18 protein-coding genes and 1 pseudogene are annotated in these 21,473 nt (G+C 58.9%); 13 read left to right on the top strand and 6 right to left on the bottom strand.

The window, feature by feature from the left end; genetic code table 11:
• Positions 1-13: 13 nt before the first annotated feature.
• Positions 14-442, bottom strand: coding sequence for a GNAT family N-acetyltransferase (locus tag BLV61_RS09810; RefSeq protein ID WP_090464553.1), 429 nt, complete (start codon positions 440-442; stop codon positions 14-16).
• Positions 443-1,237: 795 nt separating this feature from the next.
• Here BLV61_RS09810 and BLV61_RS32015 point away from each other — a divergent pair.
• Both BLV61_RS32015 and BLV61_RS32010 read left to right on the top strand, forming a co-directional pair.
• A pseudogene (locus BLV61_RS32015) lies at positions 1,238-2,014 on the top strand (PAS domain-containing protein); the annotation flags it as partial.
• On the top strand, positions 1,988-2,557 hold the full coding sequence (locus tag BLV61_RS32010; RefSeq protein ID WP_404943291.1) for a methyl-accepting chemotaxis protein: 570 nt from the start codon (positions 1,988-1,990) through the stop codon (positions 2,555-2,557). The pseudogene BLV61_RS32015 and the gene BLV61_RS32010, both read left to right, overlap by 27 nt.
• Before the next feature lie 55 nt (positions 2,558-2,612).
• Here the strand turns inward: BLV61_RS32010 and BLV61_RS09800 are convergent, their stop codons facing one another.
• The 3 genes from BLV61_RS09800 to BLV61_RS09790 form a co-directional block, all read right to left on the bottom strand.
• A complete protein-coding gene (locus tag BLV61_RS09800) occupies positions 2,613-3,185 on the bottom strand; it encodes a hypothetical protein (protein ID WP_090464545.1) in 573 nt (190 codons plus the stop codon).
• Positions 3,186-3,379: 194 nt separating this feature from the next.
• Positions 3,380-4,048: a glutathione S-transferase family protein gene (locus BLV61_RS09795; RefSeq protein WP_090464543.1), complete on the bottom strand. Its 669-nt coding sequence runs from the start codon at positions 4,046-4,048 to the stop codon at positions 3,380-3,382.
• Between the two features lie 373 nt (positions 4,049-4,421).
• Positions 4,422-5,309 (bottom strand): LysR family transcriptional regulator, encoded by an 888-nt coding sequence (locus BLV61_RS09790; RefSeq protein WP_047532429.1) that lies wholly within the window; start codon positions 5,307-5,309, stop codon positions 4,422-4,424.
• Between the two features lie 176 nt (positions 5,310-5,485).
• On the opposite strand from BLV61_RS09790, the gene BLV61_RS09785 reads away from it, so the two are divergent.
• Positions 5,486-6,781: an SLC13 family permease gene (locus BLV61_RS09785; protein ID WP_047532428.1), complete on the top strand. Its 1,296-nt coding sequence runs from the start codon at positions 5,486-5,488 to the stop codon at positions 6,779-6,781.
• Between the two features lie 241 nt (positions 6,782-7,022).
• Here the strand turns inward: BLV61_RS09785 and gntR are convergent, their stop codons facing one another.
• Entirely contained in the window at positions 7,023-8,054 is a 1,032-nt protein-coding gene (gene gntR / locus BLV61_RS09780) for an HTH-type transcriptional regulator GntR (RefSeq protein WP_090464540.1), read from the bottom strand.
• Between the two features lie 215 nt (positions 8,055-8,269).
• Between gntR and BLV61_RS09775 the strand changes: the two genes are divergently transcribed.
• Entirely contained in the window at positions 8,270-8,803 is a 534-nt protein-coding gene (locus BLV61_RS09775) for a gluconokinase (protein WP_090464537.1), read from the top strand.
• A gap of 81 nt (positions 8,804-8,884) precedes the next feature.
• Entirely contained in the window at positions 8,885-10,237 is a 1,353-nt protein-coding gene (locus BLV61_RS09770) for a GntP family permease (RefSeq protein ID WP_090464533.1), read from the top strand.
• Between the two features lie 147 nt (positions 10,238-10,384).
• Here the strand turns inward: BLV61_RS09770 and alaC are convergent, their stop codons facing one another.
• On the bottom strand, positions 10,385-11,602 hold the full coding sequence (alaC, locus tag BLV61_RS09765) for an alanine transaminase (protein ID WP_047532424.1): 1,218 nt from the start codon (positions 11,600-11,602) through the stop codon (positions 10,385-10,387).
• 139 nt (positions 11,603-11,741) lie between these two features.
• On the opposite strand from alaC, the gene BLV61_RS09760 reads away from it, so the two are divergent.
• The 8 genes from BLV61_RS09760 (at position 11,742) to BLV61_RS09725 (ending at position 21,399) form a co-directional block, all read left to right on the top strand.
• Positions 11,742-12,404 carry a LysE family translocator gene (locus BLV61_RS09760; RefSeq protein ID WP_090464530.1) on the top strand — a complete coding sequence of 221 codons (663 nt, stop codon included), beginning with the start codon at positions 11,742-11,744 and terminating at the stop codon, positions 12,402-12,404.
• A gap of 66 nt (positions 12,405-12,470) precedes the next feature.
• Positions 12,471-12,956 (top strand): GyrI-like domain-containing protein, encoded by a 486-nt coding sequence (locus tag BLV61_RS09755; RefSeq protein ID WP_047532422.1) that lies wholly within the window; start codon positions 12,471-12,473, stop codon positions 12,954-12,956.
• A 261-nt stretch (positions 12,957-13,217) separates the two neighbouring features.
• Positions 13,218-13,316 (top strand): K(+)-transporting ATPase subunit F, encoded by a 99-nt coding sequence (gene kdpF / locus BLV61_RS09750; RefSeq protein ID WP_047532421.1) that lies wholly within the window; start codon positions 13,218-13,220, stop codon positions 13,314-13,316.
• A gap of 167 nt (positions 13,317-13,483) precedes the next feature.
• Entirely contained in the window at positions 13,484-15,190 is a 1,707-nt protein-coding gene (kdpA, locus tag BLV61_RS09745) for a potassium-transporting ATPase subunit KdpA (protein WP_090464527.1), read from the top strand.
• A 10-nt stretch (positions 15,191-15,200) separates the two neighbouring features.
• The gene (gene kdpC / locus BLV61_RS09740; RefSeq protein ID WP_052193616.1) at positions 15,201-15,881 is read left to right on the top strand and encodes a K(+)-transporting ATPase subunit C; all 681 of its coding nucleotides are present in this window, start codon (positions 15,201-15,203) and stop codon (positions 15,879-15,881) included.
• A gap of 11 nt (positions 15,882-15,892) precedes the next feature.
• Positions 15,893-17,962: a potassium-transporting ATPase subunit KdpB gene (kdpB, locus tag BLV61_RS09735; RefSeq protein ID WP_090464524.1), complete on the top strand. Its 2,070-nt coding sequence runs from the start codon at positions 15,893-15,895 to the stop codon at positions 17,960-17,962.
• A gap of 54 nt (positions 17,963-18,016) precedes the next feature.
• Positions 18,017-20,710, top strand: coding sequence for a sensor histidine kinase (locus BLV61_RS09730; RefSeq protein ID WP_090464521.1), 2,694 nt, complete (start codon positions 18,017-18,019; stop codon positions 20,708-20,710).
• Positions 20,707-21,399, top strand: a complete 693-nt coding sequence (locus tag BLV61_RS09725) for a response regulator (protein WP_090464518.1) — start codon at positions 20,707-20,709, stop codon at positions 21,397-21,399. The genes BLV61_RS09730 and BLV61_RS09725 overlap by 4 nt, the downstream gene beginning before the upstream one ends.
• The last annotated feature ends 74 nt before the right edge of the window (positions 21,400-21,473 follow it).

Genomic DNA, 21,473 nt, shown 5'->3' with positions numbered 1-21,473 from the left:
TCCGACTCACCGGTTACCCTATGGTCCTGACCAGCGGTTCCAGGCCCATGGCGATCATCGGCTTGCTGCGCGCGTAACGGCTCAGGCGCTCTGTCATGGCATAGGGCATCTGCGGATCGAAGACAAAGCCGCGATGCTCATAAAAACCGCGCAAGTCCGGGTGGCAGAACAGCCAGACCGGGCTTGCGGCGTCCTTCACCGCGGCAGCGATCAACGCAGCAGCGATGCCTTGCCCGCGACAGGCCGGATCGACAAACAACCCCGTCAGCCAATGCCCGCCGGACACCGGCCGCAAGCACAATGCTCCGACGATTTCGTCGCGCCGGGCGACCCACAATTGCGCGTCGCGAACTGCTTTCATCGACGATTGGTGGGCGCGATAAAACTTGTTTATCAACGGCCATAAAGGCTCATCGAGCCGGGTGTACTGAGTGTTGGGCATGGGACCGGACTGTCGGTGTGCAAAGCGGGCGATTATAAAAGAACGCTACCCCAAGGATAGGTGTATACCTGATCTCACATCCCGTGTGAGTGGAGTACGCATCATGTCCAAAGGTATGGATTCAAAGAAAGCAGCAAAGAAAAAACCGGCAAAAACCGCCATTGAGAAGCGTGCGGACAAGAAGGCCAAGAAAGTCGATATTTTCGGTCATTGATCCCGTGATCAGGGAGCCCGGTCCAAGGGCTCCCGCTGTTCGTCCAGTGAAGAAAAAAATCTGCAAGAAAACCCGGCGTCGTTGCACAGAAGGGAAATGATCCCGATCCGAGCAACGCCATGCCTCATGACTTCGATGCTGCCCAGCGATCCCTGTTTGGGATGCCTTCTCAGTCACACCAAGACTGAACCGATTTTGTCCTCAGTGCTGGCCGACTAGTGGCCTTGCTTAGCCATGACGGCTGTCTATGCTCATCTGTAACTAACCATGTCGGTGGCTTCCGAGTGACTGGCGTTCAACCGTGAGAGTGCGCATTGCAAGGCACCCAGGCTTGGCAAAATGGAGCAATCGGGTAAAGGGAGTTTGCTTGTGAGTAGGTTAGGGCTGGCCCGAATCCGGGCGATCAAGAGAAGGATGTCTTGATAAGAGTGTCACTAAAGGGACCCTCCGATTAAACATCATTTATCACCTGACAAGTCCCTCCCGTGGATGGGGCGCGTGTGTTCTGTGGAACGTAGTGGTGGATTTGAAAGATCAGCAACTTTCATTAATCAAAAGACCGCGCTCAAGGTGGTACGAACATGTTCAACCTACATCACAAGGCTGACCTGCAGGAAATCGAACGTTTCAGCTGTGCGCTGAGCGAGGCCAATGCCAAGTTGGCCGCCATTAGCCGTTCGATGGCGATGATTGAATTTACCCCGGACGGCATTGTGCTCGATGCCAACGAAAACTTTTGCAGCGCCATGGGTTACAGCGTCGAAGAAGTACGCGGCAAGCACCACCGGATATTTTGCGAAGAGGCGTTTTACCGCAGCGAAGAGTACGCCAGGTTGTGGCGCGACCTGGCCCGTGGCGAGCCCGTCAGTGGCACCTTTTCACGCTTGAACAAGAGCGGCAAGGAGATCTGGCTCGAAGCCAGCTACATGCCGGTCTACGGTCCTGATCGGCAAGTGAGCAGTGTGATTAAAATCGCCAGCGACATTTCGGCGAGAGTCTACGAAGAACACGAAAACGAGAGCATGCTCGCCGCGATCGGGCGCTCCATGGCGGTGATCGAATTCACCCCCGACGGCAAGGTGATCACGGCCAACGACAACTTCTTGAAAACCATGCACTACTCGCTCAATGAAATCGTCGGCCAGCATCACAGTTTGTTTTGCCACCGCAGCGAAAGTGAATCGCCAAACTACAGAGCGTTCTGGGCCTCACTCAATCGCGGCGAATATCACTCGCACCGATTCGAACGCAAGGACAAGTTCGGCCACATGGTTTATCTGGAAGCGTCCTACAACCCGCTGTTCGACACCAAGGGCCGGCTGTACAAAGTGGTGAAGTTCGCCAGCAACATCACCGAGCAGGTCACTACCCTGCAAACGGCCGCGGAATCGGCCCACAGCACCTCGGTACAAAACGATGCCTGCGCGCGCAAAGGGTCCGAGGTGGTGCAGCAAACAGTGCAGATCATCCAGGACATTTCCCGCGACTTGAACGAAGCGGCGGTGAGCATCGAGGCCGTCAGCAAACAGTCCGACATCATCGGCACCATTGTTCAGACCATTCGCGGCATTGCCGATCAGACCAACCTGCTGGCCCTCAACGCCGCCATCGAAGCGGCCCGCGCCGGCGAGCATGGACGTGGCTTCGCGGTGGTGGCCGATGAAGTGCGCAGCCTGGCCGCACGCACCAGCCAGGCAACGGTGGAAATTGTCGAAGTGGTGCGCAAGAACCACGATTTGTCAGTCAGTGCTGTGTCGAGCATGCAGTCGAGCTTGAGTCGAACCGGGCTTGGGGTAGAGCTGGCGAATGAGGCGGGGGAGGTGATTCTGGAGATTCAACAGGGCTCGCGGCACGTGGTGGACGCCATCAGCCAGTTCAATTCGACCTTGCAGTTGAATTGATTGCGGCCAAATGCAAAGGGGCCCGGTAAGAGGGCCCCTTTTTATTCCGGCGCCATTAAAGCGAAGCAAGGAACTTGTCGACCACCTGACTGCTGCCTTTACCGCTGCTGCCGTTGTCTTTCTCGGCCTGCGCCAGTTTCACCTTGTCCTGCATGCGCTCGGCGATTTCCTTGCCAATCGCCAACTGTTGTTCAGGAGGCATGGCTTTTACCTGGTCTTCCGTCAGGCCCATCTCTTTCAGAATGCTGTCGCGCAAACGCTGTTCAGGCGTTTTGCTCATATAGTCCTTGAATTCGTCGGTGGCCGAGCCACTGCCGACCTTGTTCTGGGTGTCCGCCGGTACGCTTGCAGTCGTCGCCTGCAGATTCACGCGGGTCTTGGCGAACGCTTCATCAACGTTGTCACTGATTTTACTGGCCTGGCTGACCTGTTGCGTGGCGAGTTGTGTGGCGGATGCCTGTACCTGCTCGCTGGCGTGCGCGGTTTGCGTCTGCACATTGTTTTGCAGCGCTTGCATCATGGCGCCTTGAAGGCCGCTCTGAAGCCCGGCAGCGGCGTCGGCGTTTGGATTTTCACCGGGCCGTTTGGGCAGTGGCGTCACCTGGTTTAATTTTGCACTGACCAGCATGATAAATAGACCTTGTAGGTATTGGCGGTGCAGTGTGTTGAGCAATTAATATGCCTATAAGATAAATATCTTATATATCAAGTGCTTAATTTGTTTTGTCCGGTGAGTATCGGACGTTTGCGGTCAAGCCTTGCCGTCAGGCGGCAGGGTTCGACCGCCGGGCCGACACCGATGCACACTGGCACACGGAGTGCTCAAGGCAAGCCGTTGCAGCAATGCTTGAGAAAACCGGGGTGCTGCGCCAAACGCCTGAAGTACTCATCGATGGCCGGGTAATCGGGGCGCTCGATCGGTGTCATCAACCAGCGATTGACCGACAGCCCGATGACGATATCGGCCAAGGTGAATGTGGGCCCGGCCACATAAGCCTTGGTGGTTGCCAGCTGATGTTCGAGGATGCCCATCTTCTGGTTCCAGTCGCGCACACTGACGTCCAGTCGATGCGGGTCCTGGAATTCCGGGTCCTGGAATTCCGGGTCCTGGAATTCCGGGTCCTTGCGCACCAGCGCCATGAATGCATGGCTCCAGGACGGATTGAGCTCAATCGCCTGCCAATCCATCCACTGTTCCACCCGGGCCCGCGCGGCCGGTTCGGTGGGTAGCAGCTCGGCATGGTGATGGTGGTGTTTGCCGGCCAGGTAACGGCAGATGGTGTTGGATTCCCACAGCGCCCCGTTCTCATCGATGATCACCGGCACCTTTGCATTGGGATTGAGCCGCAGAAACTCAGGGCTGTGGGTCGAGGCAAAACCGCTGCCCCAATCCTCACGCTCGTAGGACAGACCCAGTTCCTCGCACGTCCACAAGACCTTGCGGACGTTGATCGACGAGGCTTTACCGAGGATCTTCAGTGCATGTTCCATTTTGCTACTCCGTTAGCGAATCATGGCTTCGGGAAACTAATAGTGTGCCTGTCCACGAGTGACATCAAGTCGGCTCAAGACTGGGCCGGCAGGGCGGGTATAAGTCGCTTCGACATTCAGATGAACTGCACCGGAATGCCGGGTGGAAACGCTCTTGCGAAAAGGAGGTCGGCAGACCTTCGCAAACGATGGTTTCTTGCAGTTTGTCTACGGCTAAACCGGAATCCGCTGACTTATGCCATCAGAATTTTGTCGTGTTGTTTTGCTGCCGATTCAGGGACTGGTTTTCGCCACCTGGATACTTCAGACGCGTTACTGATACTGGGCAGGTAGTTGCAGCTCGGAATAGCATGGTTTGTATCGGAAGATCTATTTACGAAGTTTCGATTCTTGCCGAAGTAATCAGATCGTCGACGACTGCAGACCGATTTGCTTTTCGCGTGGCCAGTCCAAGTACAGCCTTGGGCCAATCAAGCCGAAGCGCTCTGTAATGCAGGCCATCGCGATCAATTCGCTGCATTGATTCGGGTACTACCGCAATACCCATTCCCGCAGATACCAGGTTTACAGCGGACGATAGTTGGGGGGCCTGCTGGCGGATGGTCGGATTGAATCCAGATTGACGGCAGGCGGCCACGATATCTGCACTTAGCCCATAACCGGACTTGCGCGAATACAGGATGAAATTCTCCTGCCGTAAATCAGCAAGCGACAGCTCCTTGCGTGACATTAATGAGTGTCCATCAGGCAGGACAACAATAAGTGGTTCTTCGGATAAGGTGATGAAGTCAATGTCGCCGCCCATAGCAAAGGGCGGCCTGACAAAGGCTGCGTCAATGTCGCCATGACCGAGCCTGGAAATGAGCGATTCGCTATCGTTTTCTTCCAGGTTTACCTCCACCTTGGGGTGCTGTTGCTGGTAACGTCTGATCAAGCCTGTAACGGTATCGTTAAATGAGGCGGATTCGGTGAAGCCCAGCTTCAATGAGCCAACCTCACCTCGCGCAACACGGCGCGCATTTTTTTGAGCGTCCTCGGCACGCGCAAGAATATCGTGTGCCGATATCAGAAATGCCTTACCTGCGTCACTGAGTATGACGCCGCGTCCTACACGGTGGAAAAGCGGCGTACCTATTTCATCTTCCAAATCACGTATCTGCTGCCCAAGCGGGGGTTGGGCAATTCCAAGTTGTTCGGCTGCTCGCGTGAAATTCTCGGCTTGGGCTGTGACGACGAAGTAACGTAGATGTCTGAGTTCCAATTAGGACTCCAAAAATACTAATTTGATATTTTTTAAATATTAGACATATCGTTCGTGTGGCGCCATGCTTCTTTTGAATTAAAGATGCCGTCAGTGATTCGGTCGGGATAAAGTCAGGCGGCAGGGTCTTAGTAGGTCAAGAAGTAAACCAAGTCTGCGAAATAAAGGAAGGCAACATGGATATGCAACTGATTGCAGTGGCCGGTTTGGTGGCTGTGACAATCACACTATGGGCAACACGCGGGCTTCCAGAATACCTGACTGCACTTTTGTTCTTTGCGTTCGCGATGATTCTCCATGTGGCTCCCGCCTCGTTGGTCTTCTCCGGGTTTACCTCCGCCGCGTTCTGGCTCGTTATCAGTGGCTATGTCATTGGAATTGCCATTCGCAAGACGGGTTTGGCCTCTCGATGTGCGGGGGGGCTCGCGGCTTATCTTTCCAGATCGTATGCGCAAATGGTCTTTGGTATTGTCGGCCTCACGTACATGCTTGCCTTTGTTATGCCTTCCAACATGGGACGTATTGCACTTCTGATGCCGATTGTCCTGGCGCTTGCTGACCGAGTGGGGTTCGGGGATAAGAGTCCAGGACGTATAGGTCTCTCACTCGCTGTCGGCTTTGGAACCTTTCAGCTTTCGGCGTCCATTCTGCCTGCGAATGTTCCAAATCTTGTCATGGCGGGTGCGATCGATACCACGTACGGCCTGCAACTATCTTATTTGCCTTATCTGATATTGCACGCGCCGGTACTTGGCTTTATGAAGGGACTTGCACTCTGTGCATGTGTCGTCTGGTTGTTTCCAGATAAAGTGAAAAAAAGCATAGAGTTGGAACCTTCTCGCCCTTGGAGTCCTGAGGAAAAGAGGTTGGGACTTCTTCTTTTGACAACGCTCGGACTCTGGCTTACCGACTCTTTGCACGGTATTTCTCCGGCGTGGGTTGGTCTCGTCGCCGCTTGCCTATGCCTCCTGCCACGGGTGGGATTCGTATCCAGTGAGGAATTTGGTCAGGAGGTCAATCATCGGACCGCTATCTATGTCGCGGCAATCCTCGGACTCGCCGCACTGGTAGGGCACACCGGACTCGGTGCATTAATAGGCAATGAAGTACTCGCCCTTGCACCTTTGGACCCGACCTCACCATTCCACAGCTATGCCTCAATCGTAGGTTTATCCACACTGCTCAATTTTGTGGTGACAGCGAATGGGGTGCCAGCGTTATTTACGCCCTTGGCACAGTCGATGGCTACTGCGTCTGGTTTGCCATTACTGAGTGTTCTAATGATGCAAGTGATCGGCTTTTCTACGCCGCTCTTGCCTTACCAGGCTTCGCCGATTGTTCTCGCTATTGAAATGGGAAGAATTCCTTTCGTGGCAGCGTTGCGATTGAGTCTGGCGCTTGCATTCATCACGTTCGTCTTTTTAGCTCCGATTAATTATGGGTGGTTCGTCTTTCTGGGTTGGCTGCCATGATTCTCTGGTTTTTTGAAGTGGGTCATGCATTAACCGGATAACCAAAATCCATACTGCAGCCGGAGTGTCGCCTTGCATACCCCAATGTTCTGCATCTTGTTCTTCGAACAGTATGAGTATCGGGGACGGCGCAATGGTCAATCTGGATAGTGGGTGATTCTTACTCCTGCCAGTTCGAACCGGGACTGATTCTGAAATGGCGGACACGGCGAATTTTTGATCCGTGTCCCCGTAGGGAATATTAAGTACTCTCGCGCACCTTCAACTCAAACCCCATGTCCTGCACCGGTTTGGCCACGGTGTTGCCGGCCATCAACGTCAGCATCTGCTCTGCCGCACGACGACCGATTGCCTCGCGCGGGGTGTTGATGCTGCTCAGGCGCGGGACCATGTGTTCCGACATGGGCAGGTCGTTGAAGCCGAGAATCGCCACCTGCCCGGGGATCTTGATCCCGCAGCGCATGGCTTCGAGCAATGCACCCTGGGCCAAGTCGTCGTTGCCGAAGAAAATCGCATCGACATCGGGGTGACTGGCGAGCAGTTGCAGAAACAGTTCGCCGCCCAGGCCGACCGAGGAGGCGCGTGGCGTCAGCACTTCCAGGTCCGGGTCATACAAACCGGCCTTTTGCAGGGCCTTGCGGAAACCTTCGCCGCGCAGCAGCGTGCGCTGGTCGAGTTGCGCACCGATGTAGGCCAGGCGCTTGCGCCCGCGGGACAGCAGGTGTTCGGCCGCCGTTTCGCCGGCAGCCAGTTGTGAAAAGCCTACGCAATTGACTCCGGCGGCGCTGTCGAGCTCCATCATGTAGACGCAGGGAATGTTGCTCGCTTCGATCATCCGCCGCGAACTTTCAGTGCGGTCGAAACCGGTCAGCAGCAAGCCGCGCGGCTGGTAGGCCATGTAGTTGCGCAGCAGGTTTTCTTCTTCGTCGCGGGAATAGTGGAAGTTGCCGATCAGCACTTCGAAGCCCTTGGGGCGCAACACCCGATGAATGGCTTCCAGGGTGTCAATGAACAGCAGGTTGGACAACGACGGCACCAACACCACCACCGAATGGCTCTGGGCCGAGGCCAGGGCGCGGGCAGCGGGGTTGACCACATAATTCAGTTCAAGCGCCGCTTTCTGGACTTTTTCCACCAGTTCGGCGGCCACAGTGCTGACGCCGCGCAGGGCGCGCGAAGCGGTAATCGGACTGACACCCGCCAGGCGGGCAACTTCGTTCAGGGTAGGGCGGCCAGTGGTTCGTGTGTTTTTATCGTTTTTGGTTGAGGTCATCGATGGCTTGCCAAACAAAATTCAAGGCACTAAGGTAGCGCTGTCTCGATGCAGCTGCAAATGCGTGAGCGAGGGTTTGCCTGATCCTCGCTTTTTGGCGTTGGGAACGAACATGCTGCAACCCACAAAAATGACAAGAAGGCGTCGGCAACCTCTACTTTTGGTCTAGTGTCATAACTGGCAAAGGTAGCGCTGTCTGCGCGCTGAGGTGTTACATGAATCATTCCATCACCGCCCTGGTCATCATGGGCGTTGCCGGTTGCGGCAAGACCTGCGTCAGCGAAGCCCTGTGCCAGCTCAGCGGCGCCACTGCCATTGAAGGCGACTCTTTTCACCCTGCCGCCAATATCGAAAAGATGAGCGCGGGTATCCCCCTGAATGATGAAGACCGTGCCGGCTGGCTCGACAGCCTGTGCGATGAGTTGCGTCGCGTCGACGCCCTGGGCCAGCGCCCGGTGCTGACGTGCTCGGCGCTCAAGCACATTTACCGCGAACGCCTGCGCAATGCCTTGCCGGGCCTGGGTTTTGTATTCCTTGAACTGACTCCGGAAGTCGCTGCCGACCGTGTCTCCCACCGGCCGGGCCACTTCATGCCGTCGACCTTGATCGACAGCCAGTTCGCCACCCTCGAGTCCCCCGTCGGCGAGCCCTTGACCCTGGCCCTCGATGCGTCGACCCACAGTGTCGATGAGTTGGCCGTGCAGGCGCACCGCTGGTGGCTCGGGCACGGCCTGAAGCGTGCCGGCTAATTTTGCTTTTAGAGATAGCGCTGTCCTTATGGCTTTCGAATTACCCGCTTCAATAACAACAACAACCAGGAGACACCCCTAATGTTTGGCATGTCCCACGAGACGTTCCTGCTGCTCGATGCAGTGGTCACGGTGATCGGGCTTATCGTTCTGATCACCCAGTTCAAGTTGCATCCCTTTCTTGCCCTGATCATCGCCGCAGCCTTCCTCGGGCTGACCTCCGGCATGCCGATCGGCACCATCATCAAGGCGTTCCAGGACGGCTTCGGTGGCGTGCTCGGTTTCGTCGGGATCATCCTCGCGCTGGGCACCATGCTCGGCAAAATGATGGCCGAGTCGGGCGGGGCGGACCAGATCGCCCAGACCCTGATCCGCGCCTTCGGCAAGGACAAAGTTCAGTGGGCAATGATGTTTGCCGCGTTCCTGGTGGGCATCCCGCTGTTCTTCGAAATCGGCTTCGTGTTGCTGATTCCGCTGGTGTTCATCGTTGCCCGGCGTACCGGCGTGTCGATCATCAAGATCGGCATCCCGCTGCTGGCTGGTCTGTCCGCAGTCCACGGCCTGGTACCGCCGCACCCGGGTCCGCTGCTGGCGATCGGCGTGTTCGGCGCCGACATCGGTAAAACCATTCTGTATGGCCTGATCGTGGCGCTGCCTACCGCGATCATTGCCGGCCCGATCTACGGTACGTTCATTGCCAAGCACATCCCTGGCCATCCGAACCAGGAGCTGGTGGATCAACTGGCACGCGAAACCGATTCGGCTGAACTGCCGAGCTTCGGCATCACGTTGGTGACCGTGCTGCTGCCAGTGTTCCTGATGCTGCTCAAGACCTTTGCCGACGTGGTGCTGCCCGATGGCAACTTCTTCCGCACCTTCATGGACCTGATCGGTCACCCGATCTCGGCCTTGCTGCTGGCCTTGCTGCTGTCGCTTTACACCTTCGGCTACAAGCAGGGCATCGGTTCCAGCCAAATGATGAAATGGCTGGACGCGAGCCTCGCGCCGACCGCCGCGATCATTCTGATCATCGGTGCCGGCGGTGGCTTCAAGCAGATGCTGGTGACCAGCGGTGTGGGTGACGTGATCGGCCACATGGCGGTGAACGCACAGATCTCGCCGATCCTGCTGGCGTGGCTGGTGGCGGCGGTGATCCGCATCGCGACCGGTTCGGCGACCGTGGCGACCATCACTGGCGCGGGCATCGTGGTGCCGGTGGTGGGGATGATTCCAGGCGTGAACCGTGAGCTGCTGGTGCTGGCCACCGGTGCCGGTTCGTTGATCCTGTCCCACGTCAACGACGCCGGTTTCTGGCTGGTCAAGCAGTACTTCAACATGACCGTGGCAGAAACCTTCAAGACCTGGACCGCAATGGAAACCATCCTGTCGGTGGTGGGCCTGGGCTTCATTCTGCTGTTGTCGTTGTTCGTTTAAGCTAAACGCCAGACACAAAAAAACCGCAGCGATGCGGTTTTTTTGTGGGTGATTTATTTGTAGGAGCGAGCTCGCGAAGGTGTGTCAGCTGCGTACACGTTAACTGACCCACCATCGCGAGCAGGCTCGCTCCTACAGGGTTTTCTGTCAGGCGCTGGATTTGGCGATCAACCCATCGGCCCGGAACATCCCGCGAATCCCGCGCACGGCCTGACGAATCCGGTCCTGGTTTTCGATCAGCGCGAAGCGCACGTGATCGTCCCCGTACTCACCAAAGCCCACGCCTGGCGAGACACAGACCTTGGCTTCGGCCAGCAGTTTCTTGGCGAACTCCAGCGAACCCAGATGGGCATAAGCCTCGGGAATCTTGGCCCAGACGTACATCGACGCCTTTGGATTCTCGACCATCCAGCCCAGCTCATGCAGGCCTTTGACCAACACGTTACGGCGCTGGCGGTACTGCTCGGCGATATCGAGCACGCATTGCTGGTCGCCTTCGAGCGCCGCAATTGCCGCGACTTGCAGTGGGGTGAAGGTGCCGTAGTCGTGATAACTCTTGATCCGCGCCAGGGCGTTGACCAGTTCCGGGTTGCCGACCATGAAGCCGATGCGCCAGCCCGCCATGTTGTAGCTCTTGGACAGGGTGAAAAACTCCACCGCAATGTCCTTGGCGCCCGGCACCTGCATGATCGACGGGGCTTTCCAGCCGTCGTAGACGATGTCGGCGTAGGCCAGGTCATGCACCACCAGCACGTCGTACTGCTTGGCGAGTGCGATCACCCGTTCGAAGAAATCCAGTTCCACACATTGTGCGGTGGGGTTGGACGGGAAGCCGAGGATCATCATTTTCGGCTTCGGAATCGAACCCCGGATAGCCCGTTCCAGTTCGGCGAAGAAATCCACGCCCGGCACCAGCGGCACTGAGCGCACCTGGGCGCCGGCAATCACGGCACCGTAGATGTGAATCGGGTAGCTGGGGTTCGGTACCAGCACGGTGTCGCCCTGGTCGAGGGTCGCCAGCATCAAATGCGCCAGGCCTTCCTTGGAGCCGATGGTGACAATGGCTTCGGTTTCCGGGTCGATGTCGACCTCGTAGCGATCCTTGTACCAGTTGGAAATCGCCCGGCGCAGGCGCGGAATACCCTTGGACGTCGAGTAGCCATGGGTGTCTTCGCGCTGGGCGACGGTCACCAGTTTCTCGACGATGTGCGGCGGCGTGGCGCCGTCGGGGTTGCCCATGCTCAAGTCGATGATGTCTTCGCCACGGCGACGGGCGGCCATCTTCAGCTCGGCGGTGATGTTGAACACGTAAGGAGGGAGTCGATCTATGCGCGCAAAGCGGCGCGGCGAACCTTGTTCGGCCATTGTTGCCTCGGATAACGTAAGCGCCCGGAACCGTCCGAGCGACGCTGGTCACTGCGGTGACCTGGTGCGGAATTTACGGTCTGCTGTGGCAGAATGTCCAGCCTCCATGTAAACAAATTTTTCCGAAGGAACTGGAACGATGGAATTCACCAGTGGCTTTTTGCTGAGCCTTTCGCTGTGCCTGGACATTGGCGTGGCCAATATCGCCATGATCACCCTGGCGATGCAGCGCGGCTATTTTCAAGGCTTTGCTCTGGGCCTGGGGACCTGCGTCGGCGACCTGATCTACGCGGTGCTGGCGCTGGCGGGCATGACGGTTTTGCTGCAGTACGAAACCGTGCGTTGGGTGCTGTGGATCGGCGGTTCGGCATTGCTGGTGTATTTCGCGGCGAAGATGATTTATTCGGCGATCCACCATGAAGCGTTGATGGCCGAAACGGTCGAGGTGGGGCAGAACTCCCATCGCAAAGAGTTTTTTCGCGGGATCTTCCTCGCCATGTCCTCGCCCAGCGCGATTCTCTGGTTTGCCGCCGTGGGCGGCACGTTGATCGCCCGTTCTGGTGGCGGTGGGCCGCTCAGTTCGGCGCTGTTCCTCGGCGGTTTCCTCTGTGCCGGTTTGCTCTGGTCCGCCGGCCTGTGCTTTGCCGCGAGCCATGGCGGCAAGTTGCTCGGCGACAAGCTGCTGCGGTACTCCTACATGGCATCTGCGGCGATCTTCTGCTATTTCGCGGTGTACGTGATCCTTTCCGGCTACAACGAGTTTGTCGGTGCGGCCGCCGTCGAGCAGTTGCACGCGCTGTAAGTGGGCGAAACGGGTTTGGCTTCTATACTCCCAGCCGAACCCCTTTTTCCTTCCAGGAGTCGAGTCATGGATGAGCAAAAAAGCGTCGAATTGTTGGAACCGCGCTTCGAACACGGGCACTTCCTGCTGATTGCAGGGCTTGGCGCTCCCTTCACCCAGCAGACCACCGCAGGCATTCCCGCGCTCTGGGAAAAATTCAGTCCCCACATCGGCAACGTGCCGGGTCAAAAGGGTGAAGTCACCTACGGCGTCTGCTGCAATTTCGATGGCAAGGGTGGCTTTGATTACATTGCCGGTGTCGAGATCAGCAAACTCGACGATTTGCCCGAGCAATACCGCTGGGTTGAAATTCAGCCGCAGTATTACGCGGTGTTCGAGCATAAAGGGCCGCTGGAATCCCTGTCGCAGACCTTTCGCTATATCTGCGATACCTGGCTGCCCCAGTCCGGGCATCAAGCGGCGGACGCCCCCGAATTCGAACGCTACAGCGAAGACTTCAACCCCAGGCTTAAAACCGGAACACTGGAAATCTGGCTGCCGTTAAGATCCTGATGAGCAAGCCCGGAACGGGCACCTCACAGTGCCCGTTCGTTGCTGCCGTTTATGCCCCGCATCACGCCCTCACACACCGTCCGTTTCGCCCGATCTATACGCCGTCTTAATACCGCTGCCCCCAATCAGTGTCTGACCTTGATACCCCCTCACTTAACCTCTACGGCGCAGATAAGAGCGCGTAATCAGTGGTTTTTTTAGTCTGGCGCGCTCTACCGGGACCCGATTGCGGGTGCCTTCGTTTAGTCAGGGGGAGCTGTCTTGTTAACACTCGAGTTCATTTACATCGCCAGCGGCCTGTGCGCCGCCCTGTTGTTCGCCTACCTGGGTTACGCCCTTATCCGTGCAGAGCAGTTTTGATGGCCACAGTCATTGCGGTAAAGGCGTTTTTACTCGCCCGCGAGGGCGGTCTTGAGAAAGGAAACCGGCAATGTACGACCTGATTTTCATAGGGGTTAGCGTGGTGTTTTTTGCTGCGACCGCCATGGTCATCGTCGCCATGGGCAAGATTTGAACGGAGCATCGACATGTTGAGCACTATGCTGGAATTTGCGGTGATTCTCGGGTTGATGACCGGGCTCGCCATCTTGATGGGGAAGTGGCTGACGCGGGTATTTACCGGACGCAACCATGCCTTGGCGGAGCGCGCTACCTATCGTTTGCTGGGGATTGATCCGGCCGAGACCATGGACTGGGCACGTTACGGCTCGGCCCTGTTGCTGTCGAACGCGGCCATGATGTTGCTGGGTTATATCGTGTTGCGCCTGCAAGGTTTCATGCCACTCAACCCTTTGGAGCTGAGCGCGCAAACACCGGATCTGGCGTTCAATACCGCGGCGTCATTTATCACCAACACCAACTGGCAGGCGTATTCAGGTGAAACCAGCCTGTCCAACTTCAGCCAGATGGCGGTCATTACCTTCCTGATGTTCGTCGGCGCAACGGCGGGCGTTGTGGCTGCGGCGGGTTTCATTCGCGGCCTCAGTCGGTCGAACGCCGCTGACATCGGAAACTACTGGGTGGACTTCACCCGCATGCTGTACCGGGTGATGCTGCCGCTGTGTTTTGGCATGGCGCTGGTGTATGTCTGGCAAGGCATGCCACAAACCCTGAGTTCCGAGGCCCTGGCCACCACACTGGAGGGCGCGCAACAGCAATTGATCGTCGGGGCGGTGGCGAGCTTTGAGTCCATCAAGCACATCGGCACGAACGGCGGCGGCTTCTTCAGCATGAACGCCGCGCACCCGTTCGAGAACCCGACCCCGCTGACCAACATGCTGCACATCCTCAGCATGCTGCTGATCCCGTCAGCGCTGACATACACCTTCGGCAGCATGCTGATGCGTCGGCGTCAGGGCTGGGTGTTCTTTGGCACGTTCCTGGTGATGTTCGTCGGTTTTCTGAGCATCGTTTACACCGCCGAACAAAGTGGCAACCCGCTGTTGACCCGAGTGGGCGCGGACCAGGTGCTGTCGGCGACCCAGAGTGGCGGCAACATGGAGGGCAAAGAGCTGCGTTTCGGGATTGCTGACACCAGCCTGTTTGTGACCACCACCACCGGCGCCACCACCGGCTCGGTGAACGCCATGCATGATTCGCTGACGCCGATGGGTGGCTTCGTACCGCTGGCGCAGATGATGCTCAACTGCGTGTTCGGTGGCGACGGCGTGGGCTTTATCAACCTGATCCAGTACGCACTGCTGACGGTGTTTCTGGTAGGCATGATGATCGGGCGCAGCCCGGAATTCCTCGGCAAGAAGATCGAGGCACGGGAGATCAAGCTGGTCATGCTCTCGGTGCTGGCACATCCCGTCTGCATTCTTGGTTTCACCGCTTTGGCGGCACTCTGGCCCGACACCCTCAACAGCCTCAACAACCAGGGACCCCATGGTTTCAGCGAGGTGTTGTATGCCTACACCTCGGGTACGGCCAACAACGGTTCGGCGTTCGCCGGGCTGAATGCCAACACGCCGTTCTTCAACACCACCATCGGTCTGGCCATGTTGCTTGGACGTTTCTTCACCATGTTGCCGATGCTTGCAGTCGCCGGCTCCCTGGCCATGAAAAAGAACATCCCGGCCGGTGCCGGCACCATCCCGACCGCCACTCCGCTGTTCATGTTCCTGGTGGTGTTCGTGGTGTTGGTGGTGGGCGGCCTGACTTTCCTGCCGGCGCTCGCGCTCGGCCCGCTGGTCGAGCAACTGCAGTTGCTGACCGGCCAGACCTACAAGTGAGGGGGCTGTGATGACTCAAGTACAAACCCAAACCAAGATGCCGTTTCTGTTTGTCGGCCTGTTGCGCCCGGTGCTGATTTCGGCGGCGTTCTTCATGTTGCTGACCGGGCTGGCGTATCCGTTGTTCACCACGCTAGTGGCCAACGTGCTGTTCCCGTTTCAGGCTCGGGGCAGTCTGGTTGAACGGGACGGGTTAGTGATCGGTTCGGCGGTGATTGGCCAGCACTTCACTCGTGCGGAGTATTTCCAGGGGCGCCCGAGCATGACCCTCGGCGCCGACCCGCTGGACCCGAGCAAGAGCGTGGCCCAGCCGTACAACGCCGGTTCCAGTGGCGCCAGCAACCTTGGCCCGACCAGCCAGAAGTTGATCGACGCCGTAGCCCTGCGCGTCGATGCCTACCGCCAGCAGAACGGTCTGGCAGCCGATGCGCAGGTGCCGGTGGATGCGGTCACTTCGTCGGCTTCAGGCCTGGACCCACACATTTCGGTGGCCAACGCACAGATCCAGGTATCGCGCGTCGCACGCCTGCGTCACCTGCCGGAAGCCGATCTGTTGAAGTTGGTGAACGCTCACACCGAGCAACGCACCTTTGGCTTGCTCGGCGAGCCCCGGGTCAATGTGCTGCAACTCAACCTTGCGCTGGATGCTTTGAAACCTGCGCATCAGCCACCCCTTGCGGCCAGTGAGTAAGAGAAACAACCATGAGTAAGCAAGCTCGTTTGCCTTTGTTTGACCGTGGGTTGTTGCTCACGGCGTGCCTGGATGCTTTCAGGAAATTGCTGCCCCAGGCGCAGTGGAAGAACCCGGTGATGTTTGTGGTGTACCTGGGCAGCATCCTCACCACGTTGTTGTGGGTGCAGTCGCTGGTCGGCAAGGGAGAAGCCCCCAGTGGTTTCATTCTCTGCATCACCTTGTGGCTGTGGTTCACCGTGTTGTTTGCCAACTTCGCCGAAGCCCTTGCCGAGGGGCGCAGTCGGGCCCAGGCGGCCAGCCTGCGCGGGATGAAGCGCCAGACCCTGGCCAAGCTGATGCAGCAACCCAGGCACGGTTCCACCTGGAGGCCGGTGCCTTCCAGCGAACTGCTCAAGGACGCCGTGGTGTTGATTGAGGCCGGCGATCTGGTGCCCCTCGATGGGGTGGTGATCGAAGGCGTGGCGTCGGTGGATGAAAGCGCGATTACCGGGGAGTCGGCACCGGTGATACGTGAAGCGGGCGGTGACTTTTCATCGGTCACCGGCGGCACAAAAGTGCTTTCGGACTGGCTGGTGGTGCGTATCAGTGTCAATCCCGGCGAGTCGTTTCTGGATCGCATGATTACCATGGTCGAATCCGCGAAACGCCAGAAGACGCCCAACGAAGTGGCGCTGACCATTCTGCTGGTCGGCCTGACCTTTCTGTTTTTGCTGGTGATCGTGACCCTGGGCCCGTATTCGTTGTTCGCGGTGGGCATGAGCGGTGGCGACGTGGTCAGCGCAACGGTACTGGTGGCGCTGTTGGTCTGCCTGATCCCGACGACCATTGGTGGCCTGCTGTCGGCGATTGGTGTGGCGGGCATGAGCCGGATGATGTCGGCCAACGTCATTGCCACCTCCGGGCGCGCCGTAGAAGCGGCGGGTGATGTTGACGTCCTGCTGCTGGACAAGACCGGCACCATTACCTTGGGGAATCGCCAGGCCAGCAGTTTCCTGCCGGCGCCCGGGGTCAAGGAATCGGAACTGGCGGACGCCGCGCAGTTGGCCTCGCTGGCCGACGAAACGCCGGAAGGACGCAGTATTGTGGTGCTCGCCAAGCAGAAGTTCGATCTGCGGGCGCGGGACCTCAATGCCCTGGAGGCGAGCTTCGTGCAGTTCACCGCGCAAACCCGCATGAGCGGCGTCGATCTGGCCGGTGGCCGGAGCATCCGCAAGGGCGCGGCAGATGCCATTCGCCAGCACATCGAGGCGCTGGGCGGCAGCTTTCCGTCGTCCTTGCAGAGCAAGGTCGATGAAGTCTCGCGCCGGGGCAGTACACCGCTGGTCGTGTGCGATGGAGCACAGGCATTGGGTGTGGTCGAGCTCAAGGACGTGGTCAAGGGCGGCATCAAGGAGCGCTTTACCGAACTGCGACGCATGGGCATCAAGACGGTCATGATCACTGGCGACAACCGCCTGACGGCGGCAGCGATTGCTGTCGAAGCCGGGGTTGACGATTTTCTTGCCGAGGCCCGGCCGGAAGACAAACTGCAGCTGATTCGCGACTACCAGGCTCAGGGCAAGCTGGTGGCGATGACCGGAGACGGCACCAATGATGCGCCGGCACTGGCCCAGGCGGACGTGGCGGTGGCCATGAACAGTGGCACGCAGGCCGCCAAGGAAGCGGGCAACATGGTCGATCTGGACAGCAACCCGACCAAACTGATCGAGGTGGTTGAGGTCGGCAAACAGATGCTCATGACGCGCGGCGCGTTGACCACCTTCAGCGTGGCCAACGATGTGGCCAAGTATTTTGCTATCGTACCGGCCGCATTCGTCGCCACCTATCCACAACTGGGTGCCCTGAACGTGATGAACCTGAGCAGCCCGAACTCGGCGATTCTCAGTGCGGTGATCTTCAATGCCCTGATCATCGTGTTTCTGATCCCGCTGGCGCTCAGGGGGGTGACGTACCGAGCCATCGGCGCCGCGGCGTTGCTCAATCGCAACCTGCTGATCTATGGACTGGGAGGCGTACTGGTGCCATTCGCGGGGATCAAGGTGATCGACATGCTGTTGGCCGGGCTTGGCCTGGTTTGAAAGGACTGACTGTACGGCGCCCGGTGTGGCGCCGTGCCGTTCTAAAGGATTGCCATGCTCGTAACTGATACGTTCACCGCTGCACGGGACGGCCGCCCTGATCCCGATGCGCTGCTGGAGAAGCTGCAACAAGACGAACAGGCCGCCCTGCGCGGGAAATTGCGCATCTATTTCGGCTCCAATGCCGGGGTGGGTAAAACCTGCGCCATGCTCATTGCCGCCCAGCGCGAAGTGACCCAGGGCCGTGACCTGGTGGCTGGCGTGGTCGAAACCCATGGCCGCCGGGAAACCGCTGAACTGCTCACGGGGCTGGAACTGCTGCCGCGCTACAACGTGATGCATCGCGAGTGTGCCCTCAGCGAATTCGATCTGGATGCCGCGCTGGCGCGACGGCCGGCGGTGCTGCTGGTGGATGAACTGGCCCACAGCAACGTTCCCGGTTCGCGTCATCCCAAACGCTGGCAGGATGTCGAAGAGCTGCTGCGCGCAGGCATCGACGTCTGGACCACCCTCAATGTCCAGCACCTGGAAAGCCTCAACGATATCGTCAGCGGGATCATCGGTATCCGGGTGCGCGAGACCGTGCCCGATCATCTGTTCGACGATGCCCACGAAGTGGTGGTGATCGACTTGCCACCCGATGACCTGTTACGTCGTCTCAAGGAAGGCAAGGTCTACCTGCCACCCCAGGCCGAGCGAGCGTCCCGGCATTTCTTTCGCAAAGGCAACTTGCTGGCCTTGCGAGAGCTGGCGTTGCGGCGCACTGCCGATCGCGTCGATGCACAGATGCGCGATTATCGCCGCGAGCGGTCCATCAACACCCTTTGGCCCGCGCGCGAACGTTTACTGGTGGGCGTGGCCGGGTACCCTTCGGATGAACGTCTGGTGCGGGAAGCGGCGCGCCTGGCACAAAAGCTTGAGGCGGACTGGATCGTCGTCCATGTGCCTTCGGCTCAGCGCCGTGAAGCGGGGGCGAACCGCTATGCCGCTGCGATGAAAACCCTGGCGCTGGCCGCGGAATTCGGGGCTGACACGGCCACGCCGTCAGGCATGGACGTGGCCGAGACCCTGGTGGCGTTTGCTCGTGAACATAACGCCAACCGCCTGGTGCTCGGGCATTACCCGCGCAAGGTCTGGCAGTTCTGGCATCAGTCGATCAGTGACCGTATCAGCCGTCGTCATCCCGAGATCGATCAGATCGTCATCGCCCATGGCCCGCTGCCCGTCGCGGGGGCGGTGGCGCTGAACACGGATGCCGCGCTGCCGCCAAGCAGGGCTCCGGCATACCTGTGGGCCAGTCTTGCCTGTTTTATCGCCACGGCGGTGGCTGCCTTGCTGTTGCAGGTGTTTGATCTGGCCAACGTGGTCATGCTGTTTTTGCTCACGGTGGTCTTGGTCGCCCTGCGCTATGGGCGCGGTCCGGGTGTTTGGGCGGCGATGCTGGCGGTGCTGTGTTTTGATTTCTTCTTCGTCCAGCCACGCTGGTCGTTTACGGTCAACGATACCCAATATTTCTTTACCTTCGCCCTGATGCTGGGGATTGCTTTGATCACCGGTCAGTTGACGGCACGCTTGCGTCACGAGGCTCATACCGCCGCCGGCCGCGAGCGCCGGGCGACGTCGTTGGCGAGGCTGGCGCGCGACCTCTCGGCGGCGCTGACGGTGGAGCAAATCACAGAGGTGGCACTGCGTACCTTCAGCGGCGTGTTTGAAGCACGGGTCGGGCTGGCACTGCCGGACGCCATGGACGGTATCCATGCCAGTGGCGCCGGTGCATTCCCGCTCGATGAAAGCATCGCCCAATGGGTTTACGACCACGGCCAACCCGCTGGCCAGGGCACCGATACGCTGGCAGCCGCTCAAGGCCACTATTTGCCGTTGAGGGCACCCATGCGCGTACGCGGTGTATTGGTGCTTGAGCTGGCTGAACCCGAGCGGTTGAAGGAGCCTGAAGAACAACGTTTGCTTGAGGCATGCATGAGCCAACTGGCTATCGCGCTGGAACGGGTGCATTTCGTCGAAGTGGCGCAGAGCACTCTGGTGCAGATGGAGGGTGAGCGCATGCGCAATACGCTGCTGGCTGCGATCTCTCATGACCTGCGCACACCACTGACCACCATTATTGGCGCGGCAGATGCGGCGGTGCACCATGCACCGTCAGGACCGCTGGCGCAGTTGTTGGGCGGTATCCACGATCAGGCCAGTTCCATGCAGCGGTTGATCGAAAACCTGTTGGACATGGCCCGGATGCAGGAGCGCGGCGTGCGCCTGAACCGGCAATGGCACTCATTGGAGGAGATCGTTGGCAGCGCTTTACGCCAACTGCGCGAACCGTTGGCGCGGCACGTAGTGCGTACCGCGCTGTCGCCGCAGTTGCCGTTGGTGGAGGTCGATGCACTGATGATCGAACGAGTGCTGGTCAACCTGCTGGACAACGCCGCGAAGTACACGCCGGCCGGAACACTGGTGCAGGTTACCGCCCGGCAAGTGCAGGACAGTATCGTGCTGGAGGTGGCCGATGCCGGTCCCGGTTGCCCCCAGGGCAGCACGCCTCAGAGTTTGTTCGAACCCTTCACCCGGGGGCAGCGGGAGTCGGCCGTTGCCGGCATCGGCCTTGGGCTGGCATTGGCAAAACGGATTGTCCAGGCTCATGGCGCAACGATTGAGGCCCAACCCCGGGCCACTTCGGGGATCCGCTTTGTGATCACTCTACCGGCGGGTCAACCGCCTTCCATGGAATCGCTATGACCAGTGCACGGATCCTTATTGTCGAGGATGAGGCCAACATACGTCGTTTCGTCGGTATCGCGCTGCAGGACGAAGGTTTTCAGGTGTTTGAGGCCGATAACATCAAACGCGCCCTGATCCACGCCGCCAGCCGTCAACCGGACCTGGTCATTGTCGATCTGGGCTTGCCCGACGGCGACGGCAAACAATTGATCAGCGAGCTGCGAGGCTGGATGACAGTGCCGATTCTGGTGCTGTCGGCCCGTGACCGTGAAGAGGAAAAAGTGGCGGCACTGGATGCGGGCGCCGATGACTATCTGGTCAAGCCTTTCGGCGTGCCTGAGTTGCTTGCACGAATCCGCGCGCAATTGCGCCGACATGTGCAGAGCGGGACCGCCGCCGTCACCAGCAAGGTGACGTTTGGCATGATCGAAGTGGACCTGGCCACGCACGAGGTCCGGCGCGAGGGCCAATCAGTCCATCTGACGCCTATCGAGTATCGTCTGCTGTGCGCGTTGGTGCGCGGGCAAGGCCGGGTCATGACTCATCGCCAGCTCTTGCTCGAGGTGTGGGGCCTGGATTACATCGATCGTGCTCACTACCTACGGGTGCACATGGCGCACTTGCGGCAAAAGCTGGAGGCCGACGCGGCGCAGCCGCAGCATTTCATCACCGAATTGCAGGTGGGTTATCGCTTGGTGGGGCTGTAAAGAAGGGCTGGCGATGCCTGCCGCGTCTGGCGGTGTGTCGCTCACTGTCCCGCTTGATTCGTCGCTCGTGCAGC

The organism is Pseudomonas mohnii (genome assembly GCF_900105115.1).
Taxonomy (GTDB): Bacteria; Pseudomonadota; Gammaproteobacteria; order Pseudomonadales; family Pseudomonadaceae; genus Aquipseudomonas; species Aquipseudomonas mohnii.
The sequence above is the reverse complement of the archived record's forward strand: the minus strand, read 5'-3'. Positions and strand labels throughout refer to the sequence as shown.